The sequence below is a fragment of the Streptomyces sp. NBC_00086 genome, assembly GCF_026343255.1.
In the GTDB taxonomy this organism is placed as follows: Bacteria; Actinomycetota; Actinomycetes; order Streptomycetales; family Streptomycetaceae; genus Streptomyces.
Map to the genome: position 1 here is coordinate 5,000,934 of NZ_JAPELZ010000001.1, position 24,409 is coordinate 5,025,342.

18 protein-coding genes and 1 riboswitch are annotated in these 24,409 nt (G+C 71.3%); of the genes, 13 read left to right on the forward strand and 5 right to left on the reverse strand.

What is annotated here, in order from left to right:
- The first annotated feature begins 192 nt into the window (after positions 1-192).
- Positions 193-813 (forward strand): hypothetical protein, encoded by a 621-nt coding sequence (locus OG276_RS22555; RefSeq protein ID WP_266908136.1) that lies wholly within the window; start codon positions 193-195, stop codon positions 811-813.
- Positions 810-2,318, forward strand: coding sequence for a serine/threonine-protein kinase (locus OG276_RS22560; RefSeq protein WP_266908138.1), 1,509 nt, complete (start codon positions 810-812; stop codon positions 2,316-2,318). The genes OG276_RS22555 and OG276_RS22560 overlap by 4 nt, the downstream gene beginning before the upstream one ends.
- A gap of 13 nt (positions 2,319-2,331) precedes the next feature.
- Here the strand turns inward: OG276_RS22560 and OG276_RS22565 are convergent, their stop codons facing one another.
- Positions 2,332-4,788, reverse strand: a complete 2,457-nt coding sequence (locus tag OG276_RS22565) for a YfhO family protein (RefSeq protein WP_266908140.1) — start codon at positions 4,786-4,788, stop codon at positions 2,332-2,334.
- A gap of 176 nt (positions 4,789-4,964) precedes the next feature.
- Between OG276_RS22565 and OG276_RS22570 the strand changes: the two genes are divergently transcribed.
- Together OG276_RS22570 and OG276_RS22575 are read left to right on the forward strand one after the other, a co-directional pair.
- The gene (locus OG276_RS22570) at positions 4,965-5,585 is read left to right on the forward strand and encodes a SurA N-terminal domain-containing protein (RefSeq protein WP_266908142.1); all 621 of its coding nucleotides are present in this window, start codon (positions 4,965-4,967) and stop codon (positions 5,583-5,585) included.
- Positions 5,586-5,627: 42 nt separating this feature from the next.
- Positions 5,628-6,605 (forward strand): nucleoside triphosphate pyrophosphohydrolase, encoded by a 978-nt coding sequence (locus OG276_RS22575; protein WP_266913022.1) that lies wholly within the window; start codon positions 5,628-5,630, stop codon positions 6,603-6,605.
- A 66-nt stretch (positions 6,606-6,671) separates the two neighbouring features.
- Here the strand turns inward: OG276_RS22575 and tnpB are convergent, their stop codons facing one another.
- Together tnpB and OG276_RS22585 are read right to left on the reverse strand one after the other, a co-directional pair.
- On the reverse strand, positions 6,672-8,192 hold the full coding sequence (tnpB, locus tag OG276_RS22580) for an IS607 family element RNA-guided endonuclease TnpB (protein ID WP_266908143.1): 1,521 nt from the start codon (positions 8,190-8,192) through the stop codon (positions 6,672-6,674).
- A 31-nt stretch (positions 8,193-8,223) separates the two neighbouring features.
- Entirely contained in the window at positions 8,224-9,408 is a 1,185-nt protein-coding gene (locus tag OG276_RS22585; RefSeq protein ID WP_323182358.1) for a globin domain-containing protein, read from the reverse strand.
- 199 nt (positions 9,409-9,607) lie between these two features.
- Between OG276_RS22585 and OG276_RS22590 the strand changes: the two genes are divergently transcribed.
- From OG276_RS22590 to OG276_RS22620, 7 genes are all read left to right on the forward strand, one after another.
- On the forward strand, positions 9,608-10,864 hold the full coding sequence (locus OG276_RS22590) for a cytochrome P450 (RefSeq protein WP_266913024.1): 1,257 nt from the start codon (positions 9,608-9,610) through the stop codon (positions 10,862-10,864).
- Between the two features lie 104 nt (positions 10,865-10,968).
- Positions 10,969-12,093, forward strand: a complete 1,125-nt coding sequence (locus tag OG276_RS22595) for a transglycosylase family protein (protein ID WP_266908146.1) — start codon at positions 10,969-10,971, stop codon at positions 12,091-12,093.
- 275 nt (positions 12,094-12,368) lie between these two features.
- A riboswitch (cyclic di-AMP (ydaO/yuaA leader) is annotated at positions 12,369-12,540 on the forward strand.
- A gap of 2 nt (positions 12,541-12,542) precedes the next feature.
- Positions 12,543-13,244: a transglycosylase family protein gene (locus OG276_RS22600; RefSeq protein ID WP_266908148.1), complete on the forward strand. Its 702-nt coding sequence runs from the start codon at positions 12,543-12,545 to the stop codon at positions 13,242-13,244.
- A gap of 376 nt (positions 13,245-13,620) precedes the next feature.
- Positions 13,621-14,907 (forward strand): phosphopyruvate hydratase, encoded by a 1,287-nt coding sequence (eno, locus tag OG276_RS22605; protein ID WP_266908150.1) that lies wholly within the window; start codon positions 13,621-13,623, stop codon positions 14,905-14,907.
- Between the two features lie 99 nt (positions 14,908-15,006).
- On the forward strand, positions 15,007-15,495 hold the full coding sequence (locus tag OG276_RS22610; RefSeq protein WP_266908152.1) for a septum formation initiator family protein: 489 nt from the start codon (positions 15,007-15,009) through the stop codon (positions 15,493-15,495).
- A gap of 40 nt (positions 15,496-15,535) precedes the next feature.
- A complete protein-coding gene (locus OG276_RS22615) occupies positions 15,536-16,126 on the forward strand; it encodes a DUF501 domain-containing protein (protein WP_266908154.1) in 591 nt (196 codons plus the stop codon).
- On the forward strand, positions 16,123-17,064 hold the full coding sequence (locus OG276_RS22620; protein ID WP_266908155.1) for a Ppx/GppA phosphatase family protein: 942 nt from the start codon (positions 16,123-16,125) through the stop codon (positions 17,062-17,064). Before OG276_RS22615 ends, OG276_RS22620 begins: the two co-directional genes overlap by 4 nt.
- Before the next feature lie 110 nt (positions 17,065-17,174).
- On the opposite strand, the gene OG276_RS22625 is transcribed toward OG276_RS22620, so the two are convergent.
- Entirely contained in the window at positions 17,175-18,341 is a 1,167-nt protein-coding gene (locus OG276_RS22625) for a MerR family transcriptional regulator (RefSeq protein WP_266908157.1), read from the reverse strand.
- Between the two features lie 453 nt (positions 18,342-18,794).
- On the opposite strand from OG276_RS22625, the gene OG276_RS22630 reads away from it, so the two are divergent.
- Together OG276_RS22630 and OG276_RS22635 are read left to right on the forward strand one after the other, a co-directional pair.
- Positions 18,795-20,183 carry an NAD(P)/FAD-dependent oxidoreductase gene (locus OG276_RS22630; RefSeq protein WP_266908159.1) on the forward strand — a complete coding sequence of 463 codons (1,389 nt, stop codon included), beginning with the start codon at positions 18,795-18,797 and terminating at the stop codon, positions 20,181-20,183.
- Between the two features lie 235 nt (positions 20,184-20,418).
- Entirely contained in the window at positions 20,419-21,744 is a 1,326-nt protein-coding gene (locus OG276_RS22635; protein ID WP_266908161.1) for a cyclopropane-fatty-acyl-phospholipid synthase family protein, read from the forward strand.
- Between the two features lie 92 nt (positions 21,745-21,836).
- Here OG276_RS22635 and OG276_RS22640 read toward each other — a convergent pair whose 3' ends face one another.
- Entirely contained in the window at positions 21,837-24,389 is a 2,553-nt protein-coding gene (locus OG276_RS22640) for an ABC transporter permease (RefSeq protein WP_266908163.1), read from the reverse strand.
- Between the last annotated feature and the right edge of the window lie 20 nt (positions 24,390-24,409).

Sequence of the window (24,409 nt, forward strand, 5' to 3'; positions counted from 1 at the left end):
GCCGGTCCGGCCCGATCCGAAAGACGCGCCCCGGCCCGGGCCCGGCCGGGCTGCGACCGTACAACGGTTGAGCGCATCCCCTCACTCCCGGACGGGAACGCTGTATACCCTCAGAGCCGGAATCCTCCGCACTTCCCAGCCCTTCTCAGCCCCTTCTCCGCCCTTCCTCCGCACGGCCCGTCAGGAGCAGCGATGCACGGCCCCGGCACCCCGCCGCCCCACGGTCACCAGCCCAGTACCGGGGGCGTGGTGGCGCTGCGCGTACTGTTCGCGCTGCTGCCCATCCTGAGCTGCGGGTTCCTCGCCTGGGGGACGATGCTGCGGCTCGCGCTCGTGACCCGCAAACCCCGGGACTGGTGGCTGCTCGCGGCCTGTGGCGCGGCCGAGGTCCTGTCGCTGGCCCTGATCGGCGCGGACCCGACCCCCGACGCCAGCGCCTGGCAGGGCAACGCGGGAGCCTTCGGCACGCTCCTGAACGGCCTCGCGGTGTGCATCTACTACCTCGTCGCCGACATCCGGCACTTCGAGGCGCAGAAGGCGCAGCCCGCCGCCGGCTGGTACCCGCCGCCCGCCTCCCCCTACGTACCGCCCCAGCAGCAGACCGGGCCCGCCTACGGATACCCGCCGATGGCCCAGACCACCCCGCAGCACCACCCGCTGCAGCCGCAGCAGCCCGCCCCGCAGCAGGCCCCCGAGTCCGCGCCCGCCCCGACCCCGCCCCCGCGCATCGGGCAGGTCCGCGCCGAACTCGACGAGCTCAGCGAGCTCCTGCGCAAGCAGCAGCCGCCCCACAACGAGGGCCCCCGCCCGTGACGGAACGGCTCATCGGCGACCGCTACCAGCTCGCCACCATCCTCGGCCAGGGCGGCATGGGCCAGGTCTGGACGGCGTACGACCGGCGACTGGACCGCCGCGTCGCCGTCAAACTGCTGCGCCCCGACAAGGTGGCGGGCCCCGGCTCCGTGGCCGAGGAGCTGCGCCGGCGCTTCGTGCGCGAATGCCGGGTCACCGCCCAGGTGGACCACCCCGGGCTGGTCACCGTGCACGACGCGGGCAGTGACGGGGACGAGCTGTACCTCGTCATGCAGTACGTGGAGGGCGCCGACCTCGCCGACCACCTCGCCGAGCACGACCCGTACCCGTGGCCCTGGGCGGTCTCGGTGATCGCGCAGCTGTGCTCGGTGCTGTCGGCGGTGCACGCGGTGCCGATCGTCCACCGGGACCTGAAGCCGCGCAACGTCATGGTCCGCCCCGACGGGACCGTGCTGGTCCTGGACCTCGGTGTCGCCTCCGTGATGGACACCGACACCACCCGCCTCACCAGCACCGGTTCGCCGATCGGCAGCCCCGCGTACATGGCCCCCGAACAGGCCATGGGCGGGGCCGTCGGCCCGCACACCGACCTCTACGCGCTCGGCGTGGTCCTGTACGAGCTGCTGTCCGGCAACGTCCCCTTCGCCGGCTCCACCGCGCTCGGGGTGCTCCACCGCCACCTGTACGAACCCCCGCTCCCGGTGCGCCAGTTGCGCCCCGAGGTCCCGCAGCAGCTGGAGGCCGTACTCCTGAGCCTGCTGGCCAAGGACCCGCAGGACCGGCCCGCCTCCGCGCAGGCGGTGTACGCCTCCCTCGTGCCGCTGCTGCCCCACCACGGCTCGGGCGCCCCCACCGGCCCCCTCGACCCGACCCGGCCCTTCCTGCGCCCGCAGGCCCCCTGGCCCGACCGCGCCCACGTGATCCCGCCCCGGCCGGCCACCCCGCCCCCGCCGGCACGGCCGGACGTCCCGGCGGCCGTGGAGGAGGCCAAGAAGCTCCTCGACCAGGGCAGGCTCACCCAGGCGGTCGACATCCTCGGCGGCATCCTCCCGGCGGCGGCCGAGCAGCACGGCGCGCACTCGCCGGTGGTGCGCTCCCTGCGCAAGCAGTACGCGGCCACGCTGATGGACGACGGCCAGTACCGCCGCGCCCTGCCCGAACTGCGCCGGCTCGCGGAGGAGTTCCCGGCCGGCGACCCGCAGTCCCTGCGCTTCCGCTACGACGCGGCCCAGTGCCTGGAACAGCTCGGCGAACCGGGGGCCGCCCTCGCCGAGTACCGCGCGCTGCTGCCGCTCTTCGAGAACCACTACGCGAACCCGGACCCGGGCCTCCCGCTGGAGGTCCGCCGCCGCATAGCGCACCTGCTGCTCTCCCTCGGCGACCGCCCGGCGGCCCACGACACCCTGGCCCGCCTCCTCTTCGACGCGGAACGCCTGCACGGCCCGAACCACCCCTTCACCGAGGAGGTCCGGCGCACCCTGCTCTGGCTGGGTCAGGTCCGCTGAGGCTCAGGCCGCTTCAGGTCCGCTGACGCTCCGGCCGGGGCAGGTCGTGCCGGTGCCCGGGCCGGGGCAGGTCGAGCCGGCCCTCCGGCAGGGCCGGCCCGCGCCGACGCCGCCGGCCCGCCGCGAGCGGTCCGGGTCGGCCGGGCAGCCCCAGCAGGGCCGCCAGGACCAGCAGGGCCGCCGCGGCGACCGCTGCGCCCGCGACGAGGCCCGGGGGCCGGAAGGTGCAGTTCACGCTGGTGGTGCGGCCGTCCAGCGGGATCGCGACCAGACCCAGCCGGGAGGCGGCCGGGCGTCCGTTGCAGGTCCAGCCCGCGATCGCGGGGGCGGAGAGCACCGCCGTGCCCGTGCTGCCCGGCGGGAGCACCGCACGGACGCCCGAGGACCCGACCCGCACGGACACCGCCGCCGTGGCGCGCAGCCGGTCGACGGCCGCCGTCAGCAGGGAGCGGTCCAGACAGGACAGCTGCCACTGCGCCGGCGCCGCCTCCCCGAAGACCAGCGCCGAGGCCGCGCCGCGGGAGACCCCCAGGGGTTGCAGGGCGGCCCTGTTGCGCGACGTGTGGGCGCTCAGCCGGAAGGCCGGGCCGTCCGCGCGGCGGGCCGTCCCGTTGTACTCGGGAGCCCACAGGAAGGCCTCCGTCCCCGCCCGGCAGACCCCGGGGGAGAGCGGATCCTCGTAGACCCGCGCGCCCAGCAGCAGCTCCTGGTTGGCGAGGGGCGAGGCCCCGTACACCGGTTCCGGGCCCGGCGGGCGGACCGTGACCAGCGGCGGGACCTCGGCGCGGGTCACCGTGCCGTCGGGCTGCAGCCGGGCGCCGACGGAGAACACGGCGTCCGTCACCGGGTTGTCGATGCTCTGCACATTGCGGCCGCGCGAGGTCCAGCCCGCCCCGAGGGCCGCCATGGTCCGCGTGAACAGGTCCGGGGTGTGGCTGCTGTAGTACGCGCCGCCCTCCCCGCCCAGCAGCATCGGGTCGTTGCCCGTCAGCGCCGGCCGCCCGGCGTCCGTGCGGTACGCGGGCCAGCCCTCGGCGTCCTCCAGGGCCCCGGCGCGCGCGGAGTGCGCCGCGCCCCACACCGGGTAGTCGTCCAGGTCCCCCAGCTTGCCCCGATGCCCCTGGGCGGTGGTCGCCGCCGCCTGGGCCAGCAGGACCAGCGCCAGCACGGCCGCCGCCGGCAGGACCAGGCGCCGGTGGCGCAGCGCCCACCAGGCGCAGCCCGCCAGGGCCAGGCCGCCGCCGAAGAGGGCGAGCCCCCACGAGGTCGTGAGCGTGCTCCCGCTCGCCGCGAGCAGCACGACCGCCAGGACCGCCGCGCCGCCCGCCAGCGCCCGCGCCCCGGGCGGGCCGGCCGCCAGCCCCGCCCAGGCGGCCATCACCACGATCCCGGCCAGCACGAAGGTCTGCCGGTACGCGCTGCCGTTGGGCGTCGCGAAGAGGTGCCAGGCCAGGTGCGTCGGCATCCACTGGAAGGACAGCAGCACCAGCAGGACGAGCCCCGTCCACACCAGCCGATCCCGCCCCGCCAGAGCCCGGTGGAAGGGCAGGGCCGCCACGAGCAGCAGGGTCCCGGTGCCGATGAACAGGGCGGGGGAGGAGAAGGAGTAGGTGGCGGGCAGCAGCCGGGACAGCAGGTCCTCGGTCGCCACCGGCTCGAACGGCCTGGACCACCCCGGGTAGGCCTGCTTCGAGCTGAGGAAGAGGGGGACGAGCACCGGCGCCGACAGGGCGACGCCCAGCGTGGTCGTCAGCGCCGCCCGCACCAGGACCCGTAGCTGCCGCGCCGCACCCTTCCGGGTGAGGAGCAGCCGGACCAGCAGCACCAGGACCGCGCCCAGCGTCGCCATGTAGGCGGTGTAGAAGTTCGCCGTCCAGCAGAGCGCCACCACCACGACGGCCACCACCGGCCGGCGCGAGCGCAGCGCCCACTCACCCGTCAGACACAGGAGCGGGAAGGCGATCAGCCCGTCCAGCCACATCGGGTTGTACGAGGCCTCGATCACCGACCAGCCGCACAGCGCGTACGAGGCCCCGAGCAGCCCCGCCGCCCACGCCGGCCCGCGCCGCTGGGTGCGCAGCAGCCAGGCCATCGCGGCGGCGGCGGCCGCCGTCTTGACCACCGTGACCACGTACACCGCGAGGTCGATGTCCTGGCGCGGGAACAGCCCCACCAGGACCGCGAACGGGCTGGTCAGATAGGTCCCGAAGTCGGGCAGGAAGCTGGTCCCGTACCCGGACTGCCAGTTCAGCAGCAGCCCGCCCCCGGCCCGCCCGTGCAGCAGGTCCCACAGGTGCGCGTGGAACGGCACGAACTGATTGCCGAGGTCGTTGATGCTGCGGTGACGCGGCCCGTACGGGAAGACGCGCGCCACGGCGTCTCCGGCGCACACGGCCACCGTCGTGACGAGGGCGGCGAGTGCCGAGCCGAGCAGGCCGGGGCGGCGCGGGGAGCGGTGCGGAGTCGACATGGTGGGCCGACCCTGGCACTCCCGATGGGCCGAAGGATGACCATCGGTGGACGCGAACCCCAACACCCCCGGAATCGTTGGTCGAACCAGTGGCTCTGATCACCCCGACTGCATAACATCGATCACCGCACGGCCCTTGTGCACCGAAGCACAATCTCCCGGCCCTGGAGGCTCCTTTGCACCGTCGCACAGCGCTCTCCGTTTCCGCCGCCCTGCTCCTGGCGGCCCCTCTGCTGTCCGCGTGCTCGGGCGAAGCCCGCCCCGGCACCGCGGCCGTGATCGGCGGCGAACGGATCACCACCTCCGCGCTCCAGGCCCAGGTGAACGACGTCCGCACCGCACAGAACCGCTCCGAACACGCGGCCGAGCTCATCGCGGCCGTCCCGCAGCTCGACCGGGTCAAGCTCAGCACCATGCTGCAGAGCCGGATCCTCGACCGGATGGCGAAGGACGCCGGGATCACCGTCACCCCCAAGGACCTCCAGGAGGCCCGCAAGGCCTACGACGAGGGCAACCGCGGGGCCGCGGCCTTCGAGGAGGCGATCTTGCAGAAGGCCGCCGTCGCCCCCGACCAGATCGAGCGCTGGGTCCGCGACCAGGTGCTCTTCGAGAAGCTGAACGCCAAGTACGGCGAGGGCAAGCTCGCCGAGCCCGCCGCGAAGGCCGCGGCCAAGCTCGGCATCGAGGTCAACCCGCGCTACGGCGTCTGGGACCCCCAGCGGGTCACCCTCGGCGAGCACTCGACCCCGTGGATCACCCAGGTCACCCGGCCCGAGCAGCCCCCGGCCGGCGCCTAGCCGCTCGCCCGGGGGAGGTAGGTTCGGAGGGTGACTGACGACGTGTCCTCCGAGCCCACCGGCCGCATCGTGCTGCTGACCACCAGCCACCGGGTGGCCCCCGGCATGCTGTCCTGGCCCGCCTGGCAGACCCTGCACGCCGCGGACCGGGTGCTGTGCGCCGACCCGGGCCACGTCCAGCTCCCCTACCTCCGCGAGGCGGGCGTCGACGTGGCCCTGGAGACGCCGGACGCCCAGGCGCTGATCGAGGAGTGCGCCGGCGGGCAGACGGTCGTCGTCCTGCTCAGCGGCGAGGGAGACCGGCGGCTCACCGACGGGCTGGCCCGCTTCGCCGGCTCGGGCCGGGTCGCCGTACCGGACCTGGAGCTGCTGCCGGGCTCGTACGATCTGCCGGGCGCGCGCCTGCTCGACCTCGTCCAGGTCATGGACCGGGTCCGGCGCGAATGCCCCTGGACCTCGGAGCAGACGCACGAGGGACTGGCGAAGTACGCCATCGAAGAGGCCTACGAGCTGGTCGAGGCCATCGAGGCCGGGGACCGCGAAGAACTGCGCGAGGAGCTCGGCGACGTCCTGCTCCAGGTGGTCTTCCACGCGCGCATTGCCGAGGAGGGCGGCCCCGGTGAAGAGGACGAGCCGTTCTCCATCGACGACGTGGCAGGGGCCCTCGTCGAGAAGCTGATCCACCGGCACCCGCACGTCTTCGGCGACGCGACCGCGGAAACCCCGGAGGACGTGAACGCGCACTGGCAGCGCACCAAGCAGGTGGAGAAGCAGCGGGAGTCGGTGACCGACGGGATCCCGCTCGGCCAGCCCGGTCTCGCGCTCGCGGCCAAGCTGGCGGGCCGTGCCCGTGCGGGGGAGGTGCCCGTGGAACTGCCCCGCGGGGAGGGCGTCGGGTACGAACTGCTGGATCTGGCGGCGCGCGCCGAGGCGGCGGGGACCGACCCCGAGACCGCGCTGCGCGCGGCGGCCCGGACCTACCGGGACGCGATCCGTGCGGCCGAGGGCGTCGGCGAGTAGCCGTTGCTTTGATCATCAAGTGATCTCAGCAATCCCGGTGTTTCCACCGGAATGGTCCGTAACGGGTCACCAGAGTGCGAGTTGCGCGCTGGCGTCCTGTTGACGGTCACCCGTTTCCTTCCCGGCCCGGGGGCTGGGGATTGCGCCACCTGCCCGCCCCGGTCCGGCCTTGCGGCGCGGGCGGGTGGTGCGGGTCTTGCGGTTGGCTCCACGGGGCTTCGACTCCGACTTGGCGGGGTCCAGGTCTCCGGCCGCTCCGGTACCTGTCGTGCGGGCCGCTAGAGCGACCAAGTTACGTCCGGCGTTCGTGTCCCGGTCGAGGACGAGGCCGCAGTTGTCGCACTCGAAGACGCGCATGCTGAGGGGCAGCTTGGCTTTCACCACACCGCAGCGGGAGCAGGTTTTCGAGGAGGGGTACCAGCGGTCGGCCACGACGAGGCGGGTGCCGTGCCGACGGGTTTTGTAGGTGAGCTGGCGTCGGATCTCGCCGAACGCGGCGTCCGCTATACATCGGGACAGGCGGCGGTTGCGGCCCATGCCGGCGACGTTGAGGTTCTCGACGACGATCGTGCCGTACTTGGAGGCGAGGCGGGTCGTCATCTTGTGGAGGGTGTCCTCGCGGAGGTTCGCGACCCGGTGATGGATCTTGTTTCGGGCCTGGTTGGCCTTCTCCCAGCGCTTCGACGCCTTCTGCCCGGAGTGCCGGTCGGGGCCGCGCCGACGGGAGGCGATCCGGCTGGCGCGGCGCAGCTGTTTCTGGGCGCGGTCGAGGTGGCGTGGGTTGGGTTCCTCGCTGAGGACACCATCGCTGTCCGCGAGGACGGCCAGCGTTTTGATACCGAGGTCGATACCGACCGCCGTGTCCGGGCGAGCCACCTTCCCGAGCTGGTGTTTCTGCTCGGCCTGAAGGGACACGAACCAGCGGCCTCGGTCCAGACATGCGGTCGCGGAGAGGATCCGCATGTCCCCCGCGTCGATGAGGGCTCGCAGGTCGGCTCGGTTCTCGTGGATGCGGACGGTGCCGATCCTGGGCAGAGTGACGTGCCGGCCGTCAGGCTCGATGCGGATCGTGCCCGTGGTGAACCGGCAGGTCAGGCGTGCCTTCCGTTTCAATTTGAAGCGAGGGACACCCATCTTCGGGCCCCTGCGCTTGCCGCTCTTCGACTTCGTGAAGTTGTCGAACGCAGCTGAAGCGTTGGCTAGGCCCGTGTTGTACGCCTCTTTGGAATTCTCCTCCCACCAGTCGGCGAAGTGCGGGTTGCTGTGCTTGTCCTCGTTGAACGCCTTCCGCAGCGAGGGCAGCGACCACGATCGCCACGGAGTCAGCTCGTCCTCGGGGATGCCGTACGACTGCTCAGCCTTACGCTGCCACCACACAGTGGTGACGTACACGACCGCCCAGTTGTATGCGGCCCGCGCCCCACCTCCGTGTGAATGCAGGCGGCGGTTGGCCGTTGCGTTCGGGTCCAGGGCGAGCTTGTGCGCGCGGACGGTGAAGCCCAGCTGCGGCTTGAACTTCTTCACAGCATCAGGATATTTGCTGAGAATACGAGATATCCACTGGAAGAAATGGGAACTGTTGTTCAATCCTCGTCGCGCTGGAAAACGTCCAGCGCGCTCAGTACTCCCGTGGGGCGCGGCCCGACGGGTTGTGCCAGTGCGGGTCGGGCCGGTTCAAGAACCACTCCCCGAAGCCCATCGGGCGGTTTCCCGGCTCGTGGCTCTTGCCACTGGCAGGTACGGAGTCGTAGAAGATCCGGTCGGGGCGGGCGCCGAGCTCCTCCAGGAGGTACGAGGTCTCCCGGATGAACTGCGGCGGACCGCTGAGGTAGACGTCCTGGTCGGGCCAGAGCCCGCGGTTGCTGAGCGCGGTCGCCAGCCGGTCGGTGGCCTGGTTGCGGTGCTGACCGGGGGCGGGGGTGATGTAGGTGACGCTCAGCCAGGCCAGCGAAGCCGCGTACTCGTCGATGAGCGGGCGGTCGTAGAGGTGGGCGGCGTCCCGGGCGACCACGAAGAGCCGCACGTCCTGATCGGGAGGGTGCTCCGCGAGGTCCTCCATCATGGCGCGGACCGGGGCCCAGCCGGTGCCGGCGGCGATGAAGCTGACCGGGCGGTCCTCGCGGCGGAAGGTCATCTGCCCGCCGGCCGCGCCGAGCCGCAGCACGTCCCCGGGCTGTGTCTCCCGGATCAGGGCGGTGCTGAGGCGGCCCCCCTCGATCCGGCTGACGTGCAGGTCGAGCGTCCCGTCGGCGCGCGGCGCGTTCCCCAGGGAGTACGTGCGCCAGGTCGTCGGGACCCGGTCGCTGCTCACGCTCGCGTACTGGCCGGGGAGATGGGGGAAAGGGGTGTGCGGGCGGAGGGTGAGGACGCCGATGTCCTGCCCGTACAGCAGGTGGCGTACCACTTCCGCGTCCCACCAGGGCGGGTCGTCGCTGTCGGCGGCGCCGGCCATCATCGCGTCGGCGATCACCTGATATGCCTCTGACCAGGCCTTTTCTGCCTGGGGGTGCCAGGCGGACCCGGAGGCCTCGGCGAGCGCGGCGATGAGGCTGGTGCCCACGGCCGCGTAGTGCTCGGGCCCCGCCAGGAACTTGCGGTGGTCGCGGCCGAGGTCGCGGAGATAGGGGACGAGCGTTTCGTTCTCCAGGTGGGCGATCACATGGGTGAGGGCGGCGAAGAGCCGGTCCCGCTGTCGTTCCATGTCTTCGAAGGAGGCCGGGAAGAGATCACGGACTCCGGGGTTGTGCCAGAACAGGTGGGAGTAGAAGAACTTGACCGCATGCTCGGCCCGTCTCTCCACCACCGCGAAGCTGCTTTTCAAGATCCTCACATCCACAAAACCGAAAGTAGGAACGCCGGGGAACGTGAGGTCAAGCCAGAGCCGATCTACGGACAGCCGCGATAAATAGGCCATATGGGGTGATGGGCGGCGGGCGGGATACGGTCTCCGGGTGCACGAGCAGACCTCCGCAGCCCCCGAAGAACCCGCCGCCGACCAGTCCGTGGACGGAGCCGCCCCGCCGCCGACCCTGTTCGACTGGGAGTTCGCGACCGACCCGTACCCGGCGTACGCCTGGCTGCGCGAGCACGCGCCCGTGCACCGCACCACGCTCCCCAGCGGGGTCGAGGCCTGGCTCGTCACCCGGTACGCCGACGCCCGCCAGGCCCTCGCCGACCAGCGGCTCAGCAAGAACCCGGCCCACCACGAAGGCTCCGCGCACGCCAAGGGCCGGACCGGGATCCCGGGCGAGCGCAAGGCCGAGCTGATGACCCACCTCCTCAACATCGACCCGCCGGACCACACCCGGCTGCGCCGCCTGGTGTCGAAGGCGTTCACCCCGCGCAGGGTCGCCGAGTTCATCCCGAGGGTGCAGGGGTTGACCGACCACCTCATCGATCAGTTCGCGGAGAAGGGGGAGGCTGACCTCATCCACGAGTTCGCCTTCCCGCTCCCCATCTACGCCATCTGCGAGATGCTCGGTGTACCGCGAGAGGACCAGGACGACTTCCGCGACTGGGCGGGCATGATGATCCGCCACGGCGGCGGGCCGCGCGGCGGAGTGGCCCGGTCCGTGAAGCAGATGCGCACCTATCTCGGGGAGCTCATCCACCGCAAGCGCGACGACCTCGGCGACGACCTGATCTCCGATCTGATCCGGGCCAGCGACCACGGCGACCACCTGACGGAGGCCGAGGCCACCGCGATGGCCTTCATCCTGCTGTTTGCGGGGTTCGAAACCACGGTCAATCTCATCGGCAACGGGGTCCACTCCCTCTTCATGAACCCGGAGCAGCGCGAACGCCTCCAGCTCTCCCTCGCCGCCGGCGAGAGCGGGCTGCTCGCCACCGGCGTGGAGGAGCTGCTGCGCTACGACGGCCCCGTGGAGCTGGCCACCTGGCGGTTCGCCACCGAGCCCTTCGAGCTCGGGGGCCAGGCCATCGCGGCGGGAGATCCCGTACTGGTGGTCCTGGCGGCAGCCGACCGGGACCCCGAACGGTTCGAGGACCCGGACACCCTGGACCTCTCCCGGGCCGACAACCAGCACCTCGGTTACGGGCACGGCATCCACTACTGCCTGGGTGCCCCGCTCGCCCGGCTCGAAGGGCAGACCGCGCTCGCGACCCTGCTGACGCGGCTGCCCGATCTGGAACTGGCCGTGCCCGTCGGGGAGCTGCGGTGGCGGGGCGGGCTCATCATGCGGGGGCTGCGGACGCTTCCGGTCCGCTTCACGGCCGAATCAAAGCACCAAAACAGCTGAAACCACCCTGACCGGAAGTCAGTTCGCTGCCCAAACTTGTGACTGGCGTTCGAAGGCCGCTAGGTTCTGCCGTTACCCCGCCGTTATGCGAAAGGTGCAGCCTCATGCGTTCCGGGAACGGCCGCCACAGACGCCCCCGACAAGTGCCCGCACTTGTCGTCACTGCCGGAGTCACCGGCACCGCACTCGCCCTGCCGCTGCTCGCGGCCACCGGCGCGAGCGCCGCGGAGACCTCCACATGGGACAAGGTCGCCGAGTGCGAGAGCGGTGGCACATGGAGTGCCAACTTCGGAGGCGGCGCGTACGGCGGGCTGCAGTTCAGCCAGGAGCAGTGGAAGAGCGCCGGCGGACTGGACTTCGCCGAGCGCGCCGACCTCGCCAGCCGCTCCCAGCAGATCGCCGTGGCCGAACGGGTCCTGGCGTCCCAGGGCCCCCAGGCGTGGCCGCTGTGCGGAGTGCAGGCCGGTCTGACGCAGGACGCGCCCGCCGCCGTGGTGGACCCGGGCCTGCCCGGTGGTTCCGGATCCGTCGCCCCCGCTCCGTCCCGCCCGGACGACGCGGTGCCCCACACCGGTTTGGGCAGCACGTCCACGGACTTCGGGGCCCCGTCGCAGGAGGGTCCGAGCTCCTCGGCCTCGGTCCTGCCCGAGTATCCGATCGGCGTGCCGGGCGAACTGCCCGTCATGCCCACGCCGGACCTCCAGACGCCGACTCCCGGCCTCCCGGGCGACCCGACGGCTCCCACGAGCCCGGCGGACCCCACCACCCCCGCGCCGCCGTCCGTGGACCCGACGCTGCCGGTCGATCCGACCCTGCCCGTGGATCCGACCCTGCCGGTCGACCCGACGGCTCCGGTCACCCCGTCCGACCCGGGGAACTCGGCAGACCCGACGAACCCGGCAAATCCGGTCAACCCGGTTGATCCCACGGCCCCGACGACTCCGGCCGCACCCGGCGAGTCCGCCTCCCCGACCGCTCCGGCGACCCCCGGAGCGACCGAGGGCGGCGGCAAGCACCGCGGCGCGGCCGCCGTCGAGACGCCCGCCGCCGCTGACGCCGCGTCGGAACCGACGTACACCGTGCAGGAGGGCGACAGCCTGATCGAGATCGCGGACGCCAACGGAGTGAAGGGCGGCTGGAAGGGTCTCTATGCGGCCAACGAGCAGGTCATCGGCGGCGATGCGGACCTGATCAAGCCCGGTCAGAACCTGGATCTAACGCAGCAATAGGGACACTTGAGGCGCCCGGAACCAGCTGATTGTCCGTTTTCTGTAAGTGAGACATGTGTCTCTTCAGGTCAACTGGCGTGTCCGGCCCGCAGGGTTCCGCAAACCCCGCCCTCACCTGCGCAAACGCCCTTTCGGGGAGCGCAAGTAGGCACGTTTCCCCCCGATGTCGCTCGTTGAACATCGGGGGGAGACCTGTCTACCTTCTGAATCGCTCGCCACCGCGGGCTCCTTCGACCGCATCGCCGAATCCTGCCGGCGGACGGAGGGAACACTCGTCGCGTAAAGCGCCGAAGGCAGGAGCGGGGGAACCAAGGTAGGCGCCGGAACCGGCCGTTGAGAGACGGTCACGGAACCGGCTAGGGGTTAAGTCGAGCGCTAGGTCGCTCGGCCGGGCACTCACTCGCCCGAACCCGACAGCTCACCTCGTAGGCGTCGGTGAGGAGAACTCCATGCTGCTTTCGGGCAAGGGCAAGCACCGTCGTGGCTCCAAGGCCGTCCGCATCGTCACGCTCGCCGGCGTCGCCGGTGTCGCCGTGGCCGCGCCGCTGATGGCCGCGGGTACCGCCTCGGCCGCGACCGCTTCCGAGTGGGACCGCGTCGCCTCGTGCGAGTCCGGCGGCAACTGGTCCATCAACACGGGCAACGGCTACTACGGCGGCCTGCAGTTCTCGTCCTCCACGTGGGCCGCGTACGGCGGCAAGGCGTACGCCTCGCAGGCCAACCAGGCCTCGAAGTCCCAGCAGATAGCCATCGCCGAGAAGGTCCTCAAGGGCCAGGGCAAGGGCGCCTGGCCGTCCTGTGGCGTGGGCCTGTCGAACTCCTCCTACACCGGCGGCTCGGCGGAGGCACCCTCCAAGCCGAAGACCCAGCCGAAGCAGGAGAAGAAGCAGGAGAAGAAGGTCGAGTCGAAGAAGGCGACCGAGCGCGTCGAGGCTCCGACCACCCGCTCCGAGCGTCCGGCCGCCGCGCCGAAGACCGAGGCCCCCAAGACGGGCAACGGCTCCTACGCGGTCAAGTCCGGCGACACGCTGGGTGCGATCGCCGACGCGAACAACGTGACCGGTGGCTGGGAGAAGCTCTACGAGCTCAACAAGGACATCGTCTCGGACGCCGACCTGATCTTCCCGGGCCAGAAGCTCAAGCTCAGCTGAATCCGGACTCCGGCCGAAGTCGGACTCGGGCCGAGGCCGGACCACGGCCGAAGCTGAACCCCGGCTGAAACCTGCGAGAACGGTCGTGTCCGCTTTCGCGACGCGCAGTAGTTCCACCACGCAATTCCACCGCCCGGCGCGCAACCCCCTTCGCGCCGGGCGGTGCTGTGTGCGGATGCCTCCGGTCTGACGGAGCCTCCGAAAGACCGATGATCAAGGGTCCTATGTCCTGTAAGAGGGGCATTCAGGCCCTTTTTCGTCCCAGCCTCCGGGCGGTCGGCTGGCCGAGTGCCCGGAGACGGTTAGGCTCTAAGCGGCCAGGCCATCCCACGGCCTGACATGCCACCGCACACCCAGCGTCACATCCCAGAAGGAGATGCTCGTGCCGTCCATCGACGTCGTCGTAGCCCGGGAAATCCTGGACTCCCGAGGCAACCCCACGGTCGAGGTCGAGGTGGGCCTCGACGATGGCAGCACCGGCCGTGCTGCAGTCCCGTCCGGCGCCTCCACCGGAGCGTTCGAAGCCGTAGAGCTCCGTGACGGTGACCCCAACCGCTACATGGGCAAGGGCGTAGAGAAGGCCGTCCTCGCCGTCATCGAGCAGCTCGGCCCGGAGCTCGTCGGCTACGACGCCACCGAGCAGCGCCTGATCGACCAGGCGATGATCGACCTGGACGCCACCGAGAACAAGGGCTCCCTCGGCGCCAACGCCATCCTCGGCGTCTCCCTCGCCGTCGCGCACGCCGCGTCCGAGGCCTCGGACCTGCCGCTCTTCCGCTACCTCGGCGGCCCGAACGCGCACCTGCTGCCCGTTCCGATGATGAACATCCTGAACGGTGGGTCGCACGCCGACTCCAACGTCGACATCCAGGAGTTCATGATCGCCCCGATCGGCGCGGAGTCCTTCTCCGAGGCCCTTCGCTGGGGTGCCGAGGTCTACCACACCCTCAAGAAGGTCCTGCACACCAAGGGCCTCTCCACCGGTCTGGGCGACGAGGGCGGCTTCGCGCCGAACCTGGAGTCGAACCGCGCCGCGCTCGACCTCATCGTCGAGGCCATCAAGCAGGCCGGCTACGTCCCGGGCAAGGACATCGCGCTCGCGCTCGACGTCGCCGCGTCCGAGTTCTACAAGGACGGCAAGTACGAGTTCGAGGGCCAGTCCCGCTCGGCCGCCGAGATGACCGAGTACTACGAGGAGCTCGTCTCCGCGTACCCGCTCGTGTCCATCGAGGACCCGCTGTACGAAGACGACTGGTCGGGCTGGAAGACCCTCACCGACAAGCTGGGCGCGAAGGTCCAGATCGTCGGCGACGACCTCTTCGTCACCAACCCCGAGCGTCTCGCCCGCGGCATCGAAGAGGGCTCGGCGAACGCCCTGCTCGTCAAGGTGAACCAGATCGGTTCGCTGACCGAGACCCTGGACGCCGTCGAGATGGCCCAGCGCAACGGTTTCAAGTGCATGATGTCGCACCGCTCCGGTGAGACCGAGGACGTCACCATCGCCGACCTCGCCGTCGCCGTGAACTGCGGCCAGATCAAGACCGGCGCCCCGGCCCGCTCGGACCGCGTCGCCAAGTACAACCAGCTGCTGCGCATCGAGGAGATCCTCGACGACGCCGCGGTGTACGCGGGTCGCAGCGCGTTCCCGCGCTTCAAGGGCTGATCAGTCCTTTAGGGCGCAAGCCTCCCTACGTCCCCGCACTCGGTCCCGTACCGTGTGCGGGGACGTAGTGCGTCGTGCGCATATAGGGGAGGCGGATCAATGGCCGGGAACCGGGACCGGTTCGCCACGTTCTCGACCGCGACCAGGCTCAAGCAGCTCGGTGAGCGGACCGCGGCGCACGTGTACCGCTCGCAGTCCCGCCGGCAGGTCCGCCGCAGCCGGCTCACCGGCCGGGCCGCCCTGCTCGTCCTCGTCCTCTGTACCCTGGTCGTCGCCCTCGCGTATCCGATGCGCCAGTACGTGTCCCAGCGCTCGGAGATCGCGAAGCAGCAGAAGGAGGCCGTCGCCGCGCGGGACCGGCTGGAACGGCTGCGCGACGAGAAGGCCCGCTGGCAGGACAACGCGTACGCCGAGCAGCAGGCGCGCAAGCACCTGCACTTCGTCCGGCCGGGGGAGATCAGCTACATCATGACCGACCCCGGAGCCGACGGCGCCGACAAGCGCCGCAGCGGACAGGCCGCCACCGACCGGCCCTGGTACTCCAACGTCTGGGACGGCGTCGACAAGGCCGACCGCCCGGGCGACTGAGTCCCACCCATCCACGAGAACGAAAAGACTTCCTCCAGGCATGCAGACGCCCCCGCCCCAGACCGACCGGACCGAGCCGACCGCCGCCGACATCGAGGCGTTCGAACAACAGCTCGGCCGCCCCCCGCGCGGGCTGCGCGCGATCGCGCACCGCTGCCCCTGCGGGCAGCCGGACGTGGTGGAGACCGCCCCGCGGCTCCCCGACGGCACCCCCTTCCCGACGCTGTACTACCTGACCTGCCCGCGTGCCGCCGGTGCGATCGGCACGCTGGAGGCCAACGGCGTGATGAAGGAGATGCAGGCCCGCCTCGCCGTGGACCCGGAGCTGGCCGATGCCTACCGGGCCGCGCACGAGGACTACATCACCCGCCGCGACGCCATCGAGGTGCTCCAGGGCTTCCCGAGCGCCGGCGGCATGCCGGACCGGGTGAAGTGCCTGCACGTGCTGGTCGGCCACTCCCTGGCCGCGGGCCCGGGCGTGAACCCGTTCGGCGACGAGGCCCTGGCGATGCTGCCCGAGTGGTGGGCCAAGGGCGCCTGCGTCACCCCGTGCGGCGAGAAGAAGGCCGAAGAGAAGACGGACGAAGAGAAGACGACCGAAGGGAACGCGGCGCAGGAGGCCGGCGCGTGACCCGCGTCGCGGCCGTCGACTGCGGTACGAACTCCATCCGGCTCCTCGTCGCGGACCTCGACCGCGCCACCGGCGAGCTGATCGAACTGGACCGCCGGATGATCGTCGTCCGGCTCGGCCAGGGCGTCGACAAGACGGGCCGGCTGGCCCCGGAGGCCCTGGAGCGCACCTTCGCGGCCTGCCGCGAGTACGCGGCGGTCATCAAGGAGCTCGGCGCCGAGCGGGTGCGCTTCGTGGCGACCTCGGCCTCCCGGGACGCCGAGAACCGCGACGAGTTCGTCCGGGGCGTCCTGGACATCCTGGGCGTCGAGCCCGAGGTGATCAGCGGCGACCAGGAGGCCGAGTTCTCCTTCACCGGCGCCACCGGTGAGCTGACCGGCCGCACCGATCTTGAGCGCCCCTTCCTGGTGGTGGACATCGGCGGCGGCTCCACGGAGTTCGTGGTCGGCGCCGAGCACGTCGGGGCGGCCCGCTCCGTCGACGTGGGCTGTGTCCGGATGACCGAGCGCCACCTGACGGTGGACGGGGTCGTCACCGACCCGCCGACCGGGGAGCAGATCGCCGCGATACGGGGCGACATCGAGGCGGCGCTGGACCTGGCCTCCGAGACCGTCCCGCTGGCCGAGGCGCGCACCCTGGTGGGCCTGGCCGGCTCGGTGACCACGGTCGCCGCGATCGCGCTGGGCCTTCAGGCGTACGACTCGGCGCGGATCCACCACTCCCGGATCCCCTACGAGACGGTCCGCGAGGTCAGCGAGCGGATGCTGACGCTGACGCACGCGGAGCGCGCGGCCATCCCGGTGATGCACCCGGGCCGGGTCGACGTGATCGGCGCGGGCGCCCTGGTCCTGCTGGCGATCATGGAGCGGGTCGGCGCCTCGGAGGTCCTGGTCTCGGAGCACGACATCCTCGACGGAATCGCCTGGTCCATCGCCTGACGACGGGCTCGAACGCACGAACCCACGAACGTACGAACGCGCGCACGCGCTCGCGCGCGAGCACGGTGCCCCCGGCGGATCCCGCCGGGGGCACCGTCACGTCCGGACGATCACACGTCCAGCCGGACCGGCATCAGGAGCGAGAACGCCTCCTCGTCGTCGGGGCGGCGGATCACCACGGGGGCCTTCGGGGCGCCGAGCTCCAGGATCAGCCGGTCCCGGTCTGCGGCGGCGAGGGCGTCGAGCAGGAACGTGCGGTTCAGGCCGACCGCGGCCGGATCTTCCTCACCGTCGTCGCAGAGGGACACCCCGCCCCCGTCGGTCACCTTGAGCACGCTGACGTCGCCGGTCGCGCCGTCCTGCTCGCGCTCGGCCGGGCGGACGGGGCCGGTTTCCAGGGCCTTGCGGAAGGCCGGTACGTCGACGGGGACGCGGCGCCCCGCGGGCAGCGTGACGAGGCGGCGGTAGTCGGGGAACTCGTGGCCCAGGCACCGGCCGGCCGCCTGGCGGTCCGCCGACTCCGTCTCCAGGGCCACCCGGTCGCCGTCCACGGTGAGCCGGACCGGGGCGTCGTCGCTCAGCAGCGCCCGCATCGCGTCCGCGAGCGGGGCGGGTACGAGGAGCTGGAGGCGGGGTCCGGTGTGGCCGGTGACCCCGGCGCGGGCGACGGCCAGCCGGTACCGGTCGGTGGCCACCACGCGCAGCGCCCCGTCCTCGATGTCGAAGAGGATCCCGCCGAGCACCGGCAGCGTCGGGTCGGCGGCGACGGCGAAGCGGACCGCGTCCAGGGCGGCGGCCAGCTCGGGTCCGGACACGGTGAGCCGGGCGGTCGGGGCGGCGGCGGCACGGGGCGTGCTCACGGACGCGCCGCCGGACGAGTCGATGGACGTGCCGGTGGAGGCGTTGTTGGACGAGCCGATGGACGTGATCACGGGGTTCTCCCTGCGGTCGAGTAGTGCGCGGATCGCGGAGAACTCGCCGCGCGCATCGGACAGGCCCCGTTCGAGCCGGTGCAGGTGCGCCCGGAGCAGACCGCGGACCAGGTCGGTGTCCGCGCCGGCCCAGCCGGCCAGCACCAGCCTGATGTCCGCCACGGGCATCCCGGCCCGCCGGAGCCGGGCCAGCAGCCGGGCCTCCTCGACCTGCTCGGGCCCGTACCAGCGGTACCCGCTCGCCGGATCCACGCGTACGGGAACCAGCACGCCGGCCCCGTCGTAGAACCGCAGGGCACTCACGCTCAGGCCGCTGTCGCGGGCCGTCTCGCCGATACTGCGCATCTCGTTCTCCACGCCCCAGACCCTGGCGCCTCGACCAGGTCGAGGGTCAACAGCGGGGGGCAAAAGCGGTCCCGGAGGGCCGTTCGGGGGTCTTAGGTCCCGTCGTCCACATGAACTTCGTGAAGTTCTTCACAAGGAAAAGGTGCCTGTGAGGGGTCCAGAGGAGCCTTTTGGGCGAGTCCGGAGCCCCTCGGGCCTTCTTTTTGCTCGAGTTCGTGTGATTGGCGGACGCCGCGAGCCTCTGGCGGTAGGTATCCACGAAGGCTGTGGTCTACTCCGCTTGAGGGCCTGGAGGCCAGGTCGGGACTGGTGTTCAACGACTCCCGTTACACCCTGGTTCCCGCTTCGCGCCATGACCTCGGTCACGTGGGCCGCGGAGTGTAGCAGAGGGTCCTCAGGTCCTTGTGAAGGGGCTCACGAGCGTCACCCCTTGGGGTGCTGGATACTCGTTCCATGAGCACCACGGAGCGTCCCAGGATCCTCGTTGTAGGAGGTGGGTACGTAGGCCTGTACGCAGCCAAGCGCATCATGAAGAAGATGCGTTACGGCGAGGCGACCGTCACGGTCGTCGACCCGCGCTCGTACATGACCTACCAGCCCTTCCTCCCCGAAGTGGCCGCAGGCAGCATCTCGCCTCGGCACGTCGTCGTACCGCTGCGACGCGTGCTGCCCAAGGCTGAGGTTCTCACCGGCCGGGTCACGAACATCGACCAGGACCGCAAGGTCGCCGTCGTCACGCCGCTGGTCGGCGAGGCGTACGAGCTGCCCTTCGACTACCTGGTGATCGCGCTCGGCGCCATCTCCCGCACCTTCCCGATCCCCGGCCTCGCCGAACAGGGCATCGGCATGAAGGGCGTGGAAGAGGGCATCGGCCTGCGCAACCACGTACTTGAGCAGCTCGACAAGGCCGAGTCCACGACGGACGAGGACGTCCGCCGCAAGGCCCTCACCTTCGTCTTCGTCGGCGGCGGCTTCGCCGGCGCCGAGACGATCGGCGAGGTCGAGGACATGGCCCGCGACGCCGCGAAGTACTACACCAGCATCAAGCGCGAGGACATGCGCTTCATCCTGGTCGACGCGGCGGACAAGATCCTTCCCGAGGTCGGGCCCAAGCTCGGCACCTGGGGCAAGGAGCACCTCGAGTCCCGCGGCATCGAGATCTACCTGAACACCTCCATGGACTCCTGCGTGGACGGCCACGTGGTGCTGAAGAACGGCCTCGAGGTCGACTCCAACACCCTCGTGTGGACCGCCGGCGTCAAGCCCAACCCGGTGCTGGCCCGCTACGGCCTGCCGCTGGGCCCCCGCGGCCACGTGGACGCCGAGCCGACCCTCCAGGTCAAGGGCACGGACTACATCTGGACCGCCGGCGACAACGCCCAGGTGCCCGACCTCGCCGCCCGCAAGGCCGGCGTGGAGAACGCCTGGTGCCCGCCGAACGCCCAGCACGCGCTGCGCCAGGCCAAGGTCCTCGGCGACAACGTCATCTCCGGGATGCGCGGCTTCCCGCAGAAGGAGTACGCGCACTCCAACAAGGGCGCGGTGGCGGGCCTCGGCCTCCACAAGGGCGTGGCGATGATCGTCATGGGCGGGATGAAGATCAAGCTCAAGGGCCGGCTCGCCTGGTACATGCACCGTGGCTACCACGGCATGGCCATGCCGACCTGGAACCGCAAGATCCGCGTCTTCGCCGACTGGACCCTCGGCATGTTCCTCAAGCGCGAGGTCGTCTCCCTCGGCGCCCTGGAGACCCCCCGCGAGGAGTTCTACGAGGCCGCCAAGCCGGCGCCGGCTCCGGCCGCCGTCGCCGCGGCCCCGGCCGAGAAGGCCAAGGCCTCCTGACCCCGTAGGACCGGCAGGGCCAGCGGTACGAGCAGGAACAGCAGTACGCGTACGAGTACGACCCAGCGTGTCCCCGAAGGGGCCGCCCGCCATCCGTGGTGCGGGCGGCCCCTTCGGCATATTCGAGGCCGGATCCGGGTATGCCGTGCGGTCGGAACTTGTCTGAGCTCGCCTGAGGTTGTCTGAGCTTGTTGTCGCTTGTTGTTGCTTGTCGTCGCTTGTCGGAGGTTCTTGCATGAACGACGCCGCGCCGCGGCTGGCCGCTTTAGCCGAAACCCTGCTGGGAGCACCTCTCCCCGTGCGCATCCGGGCCTGGGACGGCAGCGAGGCCGGCCCGCTCGGCGGACCCGTCCTGGTCCTGAACAACCGGCGCGCCCTGCGCCGGATCCTGTGGAAGCCGGGCGAGCTCGGCCTGGCCCGCGCCTGGGTGGCCGGGGACATCACCGCCGACGGGGACCTGTTCGATCTGCTGGACCGGGTCGGCGGACTGCTCTGGGAGCGGGACCGCGAGCCCGCGCCCGAGGCGGAGGCCAAGGAGAAGGGGACCGCCGCCCTGCTCCGCGATCCCCGGGCCCGGGCCGCCGTACGGGGCCTCGTGGGCATGGCGCGGCCGTGGACCAAGCCGGCCCCGCCGCCGGAGGAGGCCGGCCGGCGCGGCGGACCCCGGCAGCCCCGGCACACGAAGGTCAGCGACCGGCGGGCCATCAGCCACCACTACGACGTGGGCAACACCTTCTACGAGCGGGTGCTCGGCCCGTCGATGGTGTACTCCTGCGCCTACTGGACCCCCGGCGGGAGCCTGGAGGACGCCCAGCGGGACAAGCTGGACCTGGTCTGCCGCAAGCTCGCCCTGCGCCCGGGGGACCGGCTCCTGGACGTCGGCTGCGGCTGGGGCTCGATGGCCCTGCACGCGGCCCGGGAGTACGGGGCCAAGGTCACCGGGATCACGCTCTCCCGCGAACAGGCCGCCTACGCCCGCAAGCGGGTCGCGGAGGAGGGTCTGGCCGACCTCGTGGAGATCCGGGTCCAGGACTACCGCGACGTCAAGGACGGCCCGTACGACGCCGTCTCCTCCATCGGGATGGCCGAACACGTCGGCGCCGAGCGCTACCGCACGTACGCCCACACGCTGTACCGCCTGCTGCGGCCGGGCGGGAGGCTGCTCAACCACCAGATCGCGCGGCGCCCCGAGCCCGACGAGGAGGCCTACCGGATCGACGCCTTCATAGACGCCTACGTCTTCCCCGACGGGGAGCTGTCCCCGCTGGGCACCACCGTCGGCGAGCTGGAGCGGGCCGGCTTCGAGGTCCGCGACGTGGAGGCCCTGCGCGAGCACTACGCGCTCACCCTGCGGGCCTGGGTGGCCCGGCTGGAGGAGCACTGGGAGGAGGCGGTACGGCTGACCTCGCCCGGGCGGGCCCGGGTCTGGCAGCTGTACATGGCCGCCTCGGCGCTCGCCTTCGAGCACAACCGGCTCGGGGTCAACCAGGTGCTCGCGGTGCGCACCGGGACCCGCTCGGCCTCCGGGATGCCGCTGCGCGCCCGGGAGTGGCCGGCGTAGCCCGTACGGGCCGGGAAACGCCGCAGGGCCCCGCGACGGGATGTCGCGGGGCCCTGCGGCTTCGTACGGATGCGCTCCTACGGCTGTCCCGGCTACTCCGTCTTGATCGCGGTCAGCATGTTCAGCCGGGCCGCGCTGCGGGCGGGCCACATGGCCGCCAGGGCGCCGACGATGCCGGCCAGCAGCATGAAGATCGCGATCCGGTCGAAGGGGATCACCAGGGCGTAGTTCGGGATCGAGCCCTTGATGGTCTCGCCGACGGCCCAGGCGATGAAGGTGCCGAGGGCCACGCCGATGACCGCGCCGAAGAGGGAGATCACGATGGCTTCCAGCCGGATCATGTTCTTGACCCGGCCGCGGTCCAGGCCGATGGCGCGCAGCATGCCGATCTCCTGCGTCCGCTCGTAGACGGACATCGCCAGGGTGTTGACGACGCCCAGGACCGAGATGATCAGCGCCATGGCCAGCAGGCCGTACATGATGTTCAGGGCGGTGTTGATCATGCCGCCCATCTCGTTGCGGATGTCCTGCTGGGTGGCGAAGGTGATCGCCGGGTTCTTGCCGAGGGCGTCGACGAGGGCCTTCTCGCCCTTCTCGGAGGCGCCGCCGTCCATCTTGACGAAGACCTCGCGGATGTACGGCTCCTCGCTGTGCTTGCCGAGGATGTTGTAGTCGATCACGTAGGGGGAGAGCATGCCCTCCATGTCCTTGTAGATCGCGCCGACCTTCAGGTCCGCCTTCTTGTTGTCGTCGAAGGTGGTCTTGAGGGTGGAGCCCACCGACAGGCCGTTCTCCTTCGCGGTCTTCTCGGCGACCGCCACTTCGCCCTTGGCGAGGCTGGTCAGCTGCCCGCTGACCACGTCGAAGTTGAGGAGCTGCCCGATGGTGGCCGGGTTGACGCCGGAGACGGACTGGTAGTCGTCGCCGTCGCCGGTCCGGATGCCGCCGGCCATTTGCGGGGAGACGGCCTTGACGCCCGGGGCCTTCTCCAGGGCGGGGAGCACCGAGGGGTTCATGCTGCCGAAGGCTTCGCCCATGGAGACCTTGTAGTCGGCCTTGAGGTTGTCCGTCGTCATCCGGTCGATGGCCTTGCCCATCGTGATGCCGAGCACGGACAGGGCGGTGACCAGGGTCAGGCCGATGGCCAGCGAGGCGGCGGTGACGGCGGTGCGGCGCGGGTTGCGGACCGCGTTCTGCGCGGCCAGCTTGCCGGCGACGCCGAAGGCCTTCTCCAGCAGCGGGCGGACCGCCGCGATGACCGGGCGGGAGAGGGCCGGCAGCAGGATGATGATGCCGATCATGGTGAGGAAGGCGCCGGCGCCGATGAGCATCTTGCCGTCCTTGCCCGTCATCGCGCCGCCGAGGATGCCCAGCAGGCCGAGCAGGGTGACGGCGCCGCCGATGCTGTTGCGCAGCACCAGGGACTTGGCGGAGGCCGGCAGGTGGGCGCTGCCCATGGCGGCGACCGGGGAGATCTTGGCGGTACGGCGTGCGGGCAGCCAGGCGGCGAGCATCGTGACGACGATGCCGATGCCGATCGCGGCGGCGATGGTGGCCGGGGCGACGACCAGCGGACCGGCCGGGATCTTGACGTCGAAGGCGTTCATCGCGGAGCGCATGGCGACGGCCAGTCCGACACCGGCGATCAGGCCGATGGCGGAGGAGATCACGCCGACGACCAGGGCCTCGGCCAGGACCGAGCGCTTGACCTGGCCGCGGTTGGCGCCGACGGCGCGCAGCAGGGCCAGCTCCTTCGTGCGCTGGGCGACCAGCATGGTGAAGGTGTTGTAGATCAGGAAGATGCCGACGAAGAGCGAGATCAGCGCGAAGGTCAGCAGCATCTGGTTCATGCTGCCCATGCCGGCTTCGATGTCCTTGGCCTGCTCGGCCGCGAGCGCCGCGCCGGTCTGGGCCTTGGCGTCCTTGCCGACGATCGGCTTGATCTCGGCGAGCAGCTGGTCGGCGGAGGCGCCGGCCTTGGCGCTGACCGCGAGCTCGTCGTAGTAGCCGGGCTGCAGGTAGAGCTGCTGGGCGGTCGGGGTGTCGAACAGGACGAGCGAGCCGCCCGCGTTGACCGCGCCGTCCTCGGTGGTGAAGACGCCGGCGAGCGTGTACTCCTTGGCCGGGCCGTTGTCGGCCACCCGGACCTTGTCGCCCACCTTGTACGCGCCGCGCTTGGCCGTGTCCTTGTCGAGGGCGATCTCGCCGGCCTTGGCCGGGCCGTTGCCCTCGGTGAAGGCGTAGCGGGGGTCCTTGCCGTCCTTGAGGGGGACGAAGTTGGCGCCGGTGTTGGACCAGCCGTTGCCGATCAGCTTGCCGTCCTGGTCGCCCACGGCGGCGAAGCCGTGGACGCGGCCGGAGGCGCTGTCGACGCCGCTCAGTGCCTTGACCTTGTCGAGGGACTGCTGGCTGATGCCCGGCTCGCCCTCCTTGACGCCCGCCTCGTTGCGGGAGGGGCCGTGGGAGGTGACCGAGACGGCCACGCCGTCGAAGCTCTTGGCGGACTGGTTCGACATCGCCTTGCCGACGGTGTCGGTGAAGACGAGCGTGCCGGAGACGAAGGCGACGCCGAGGACGACGGCGAGCACCGTCATCAGCAGCCGGGCCTTGTGCGCGAGCACGTTGCGCAGGGCGGTACGGAACATGGTGGAGGGATCCAGGTCTG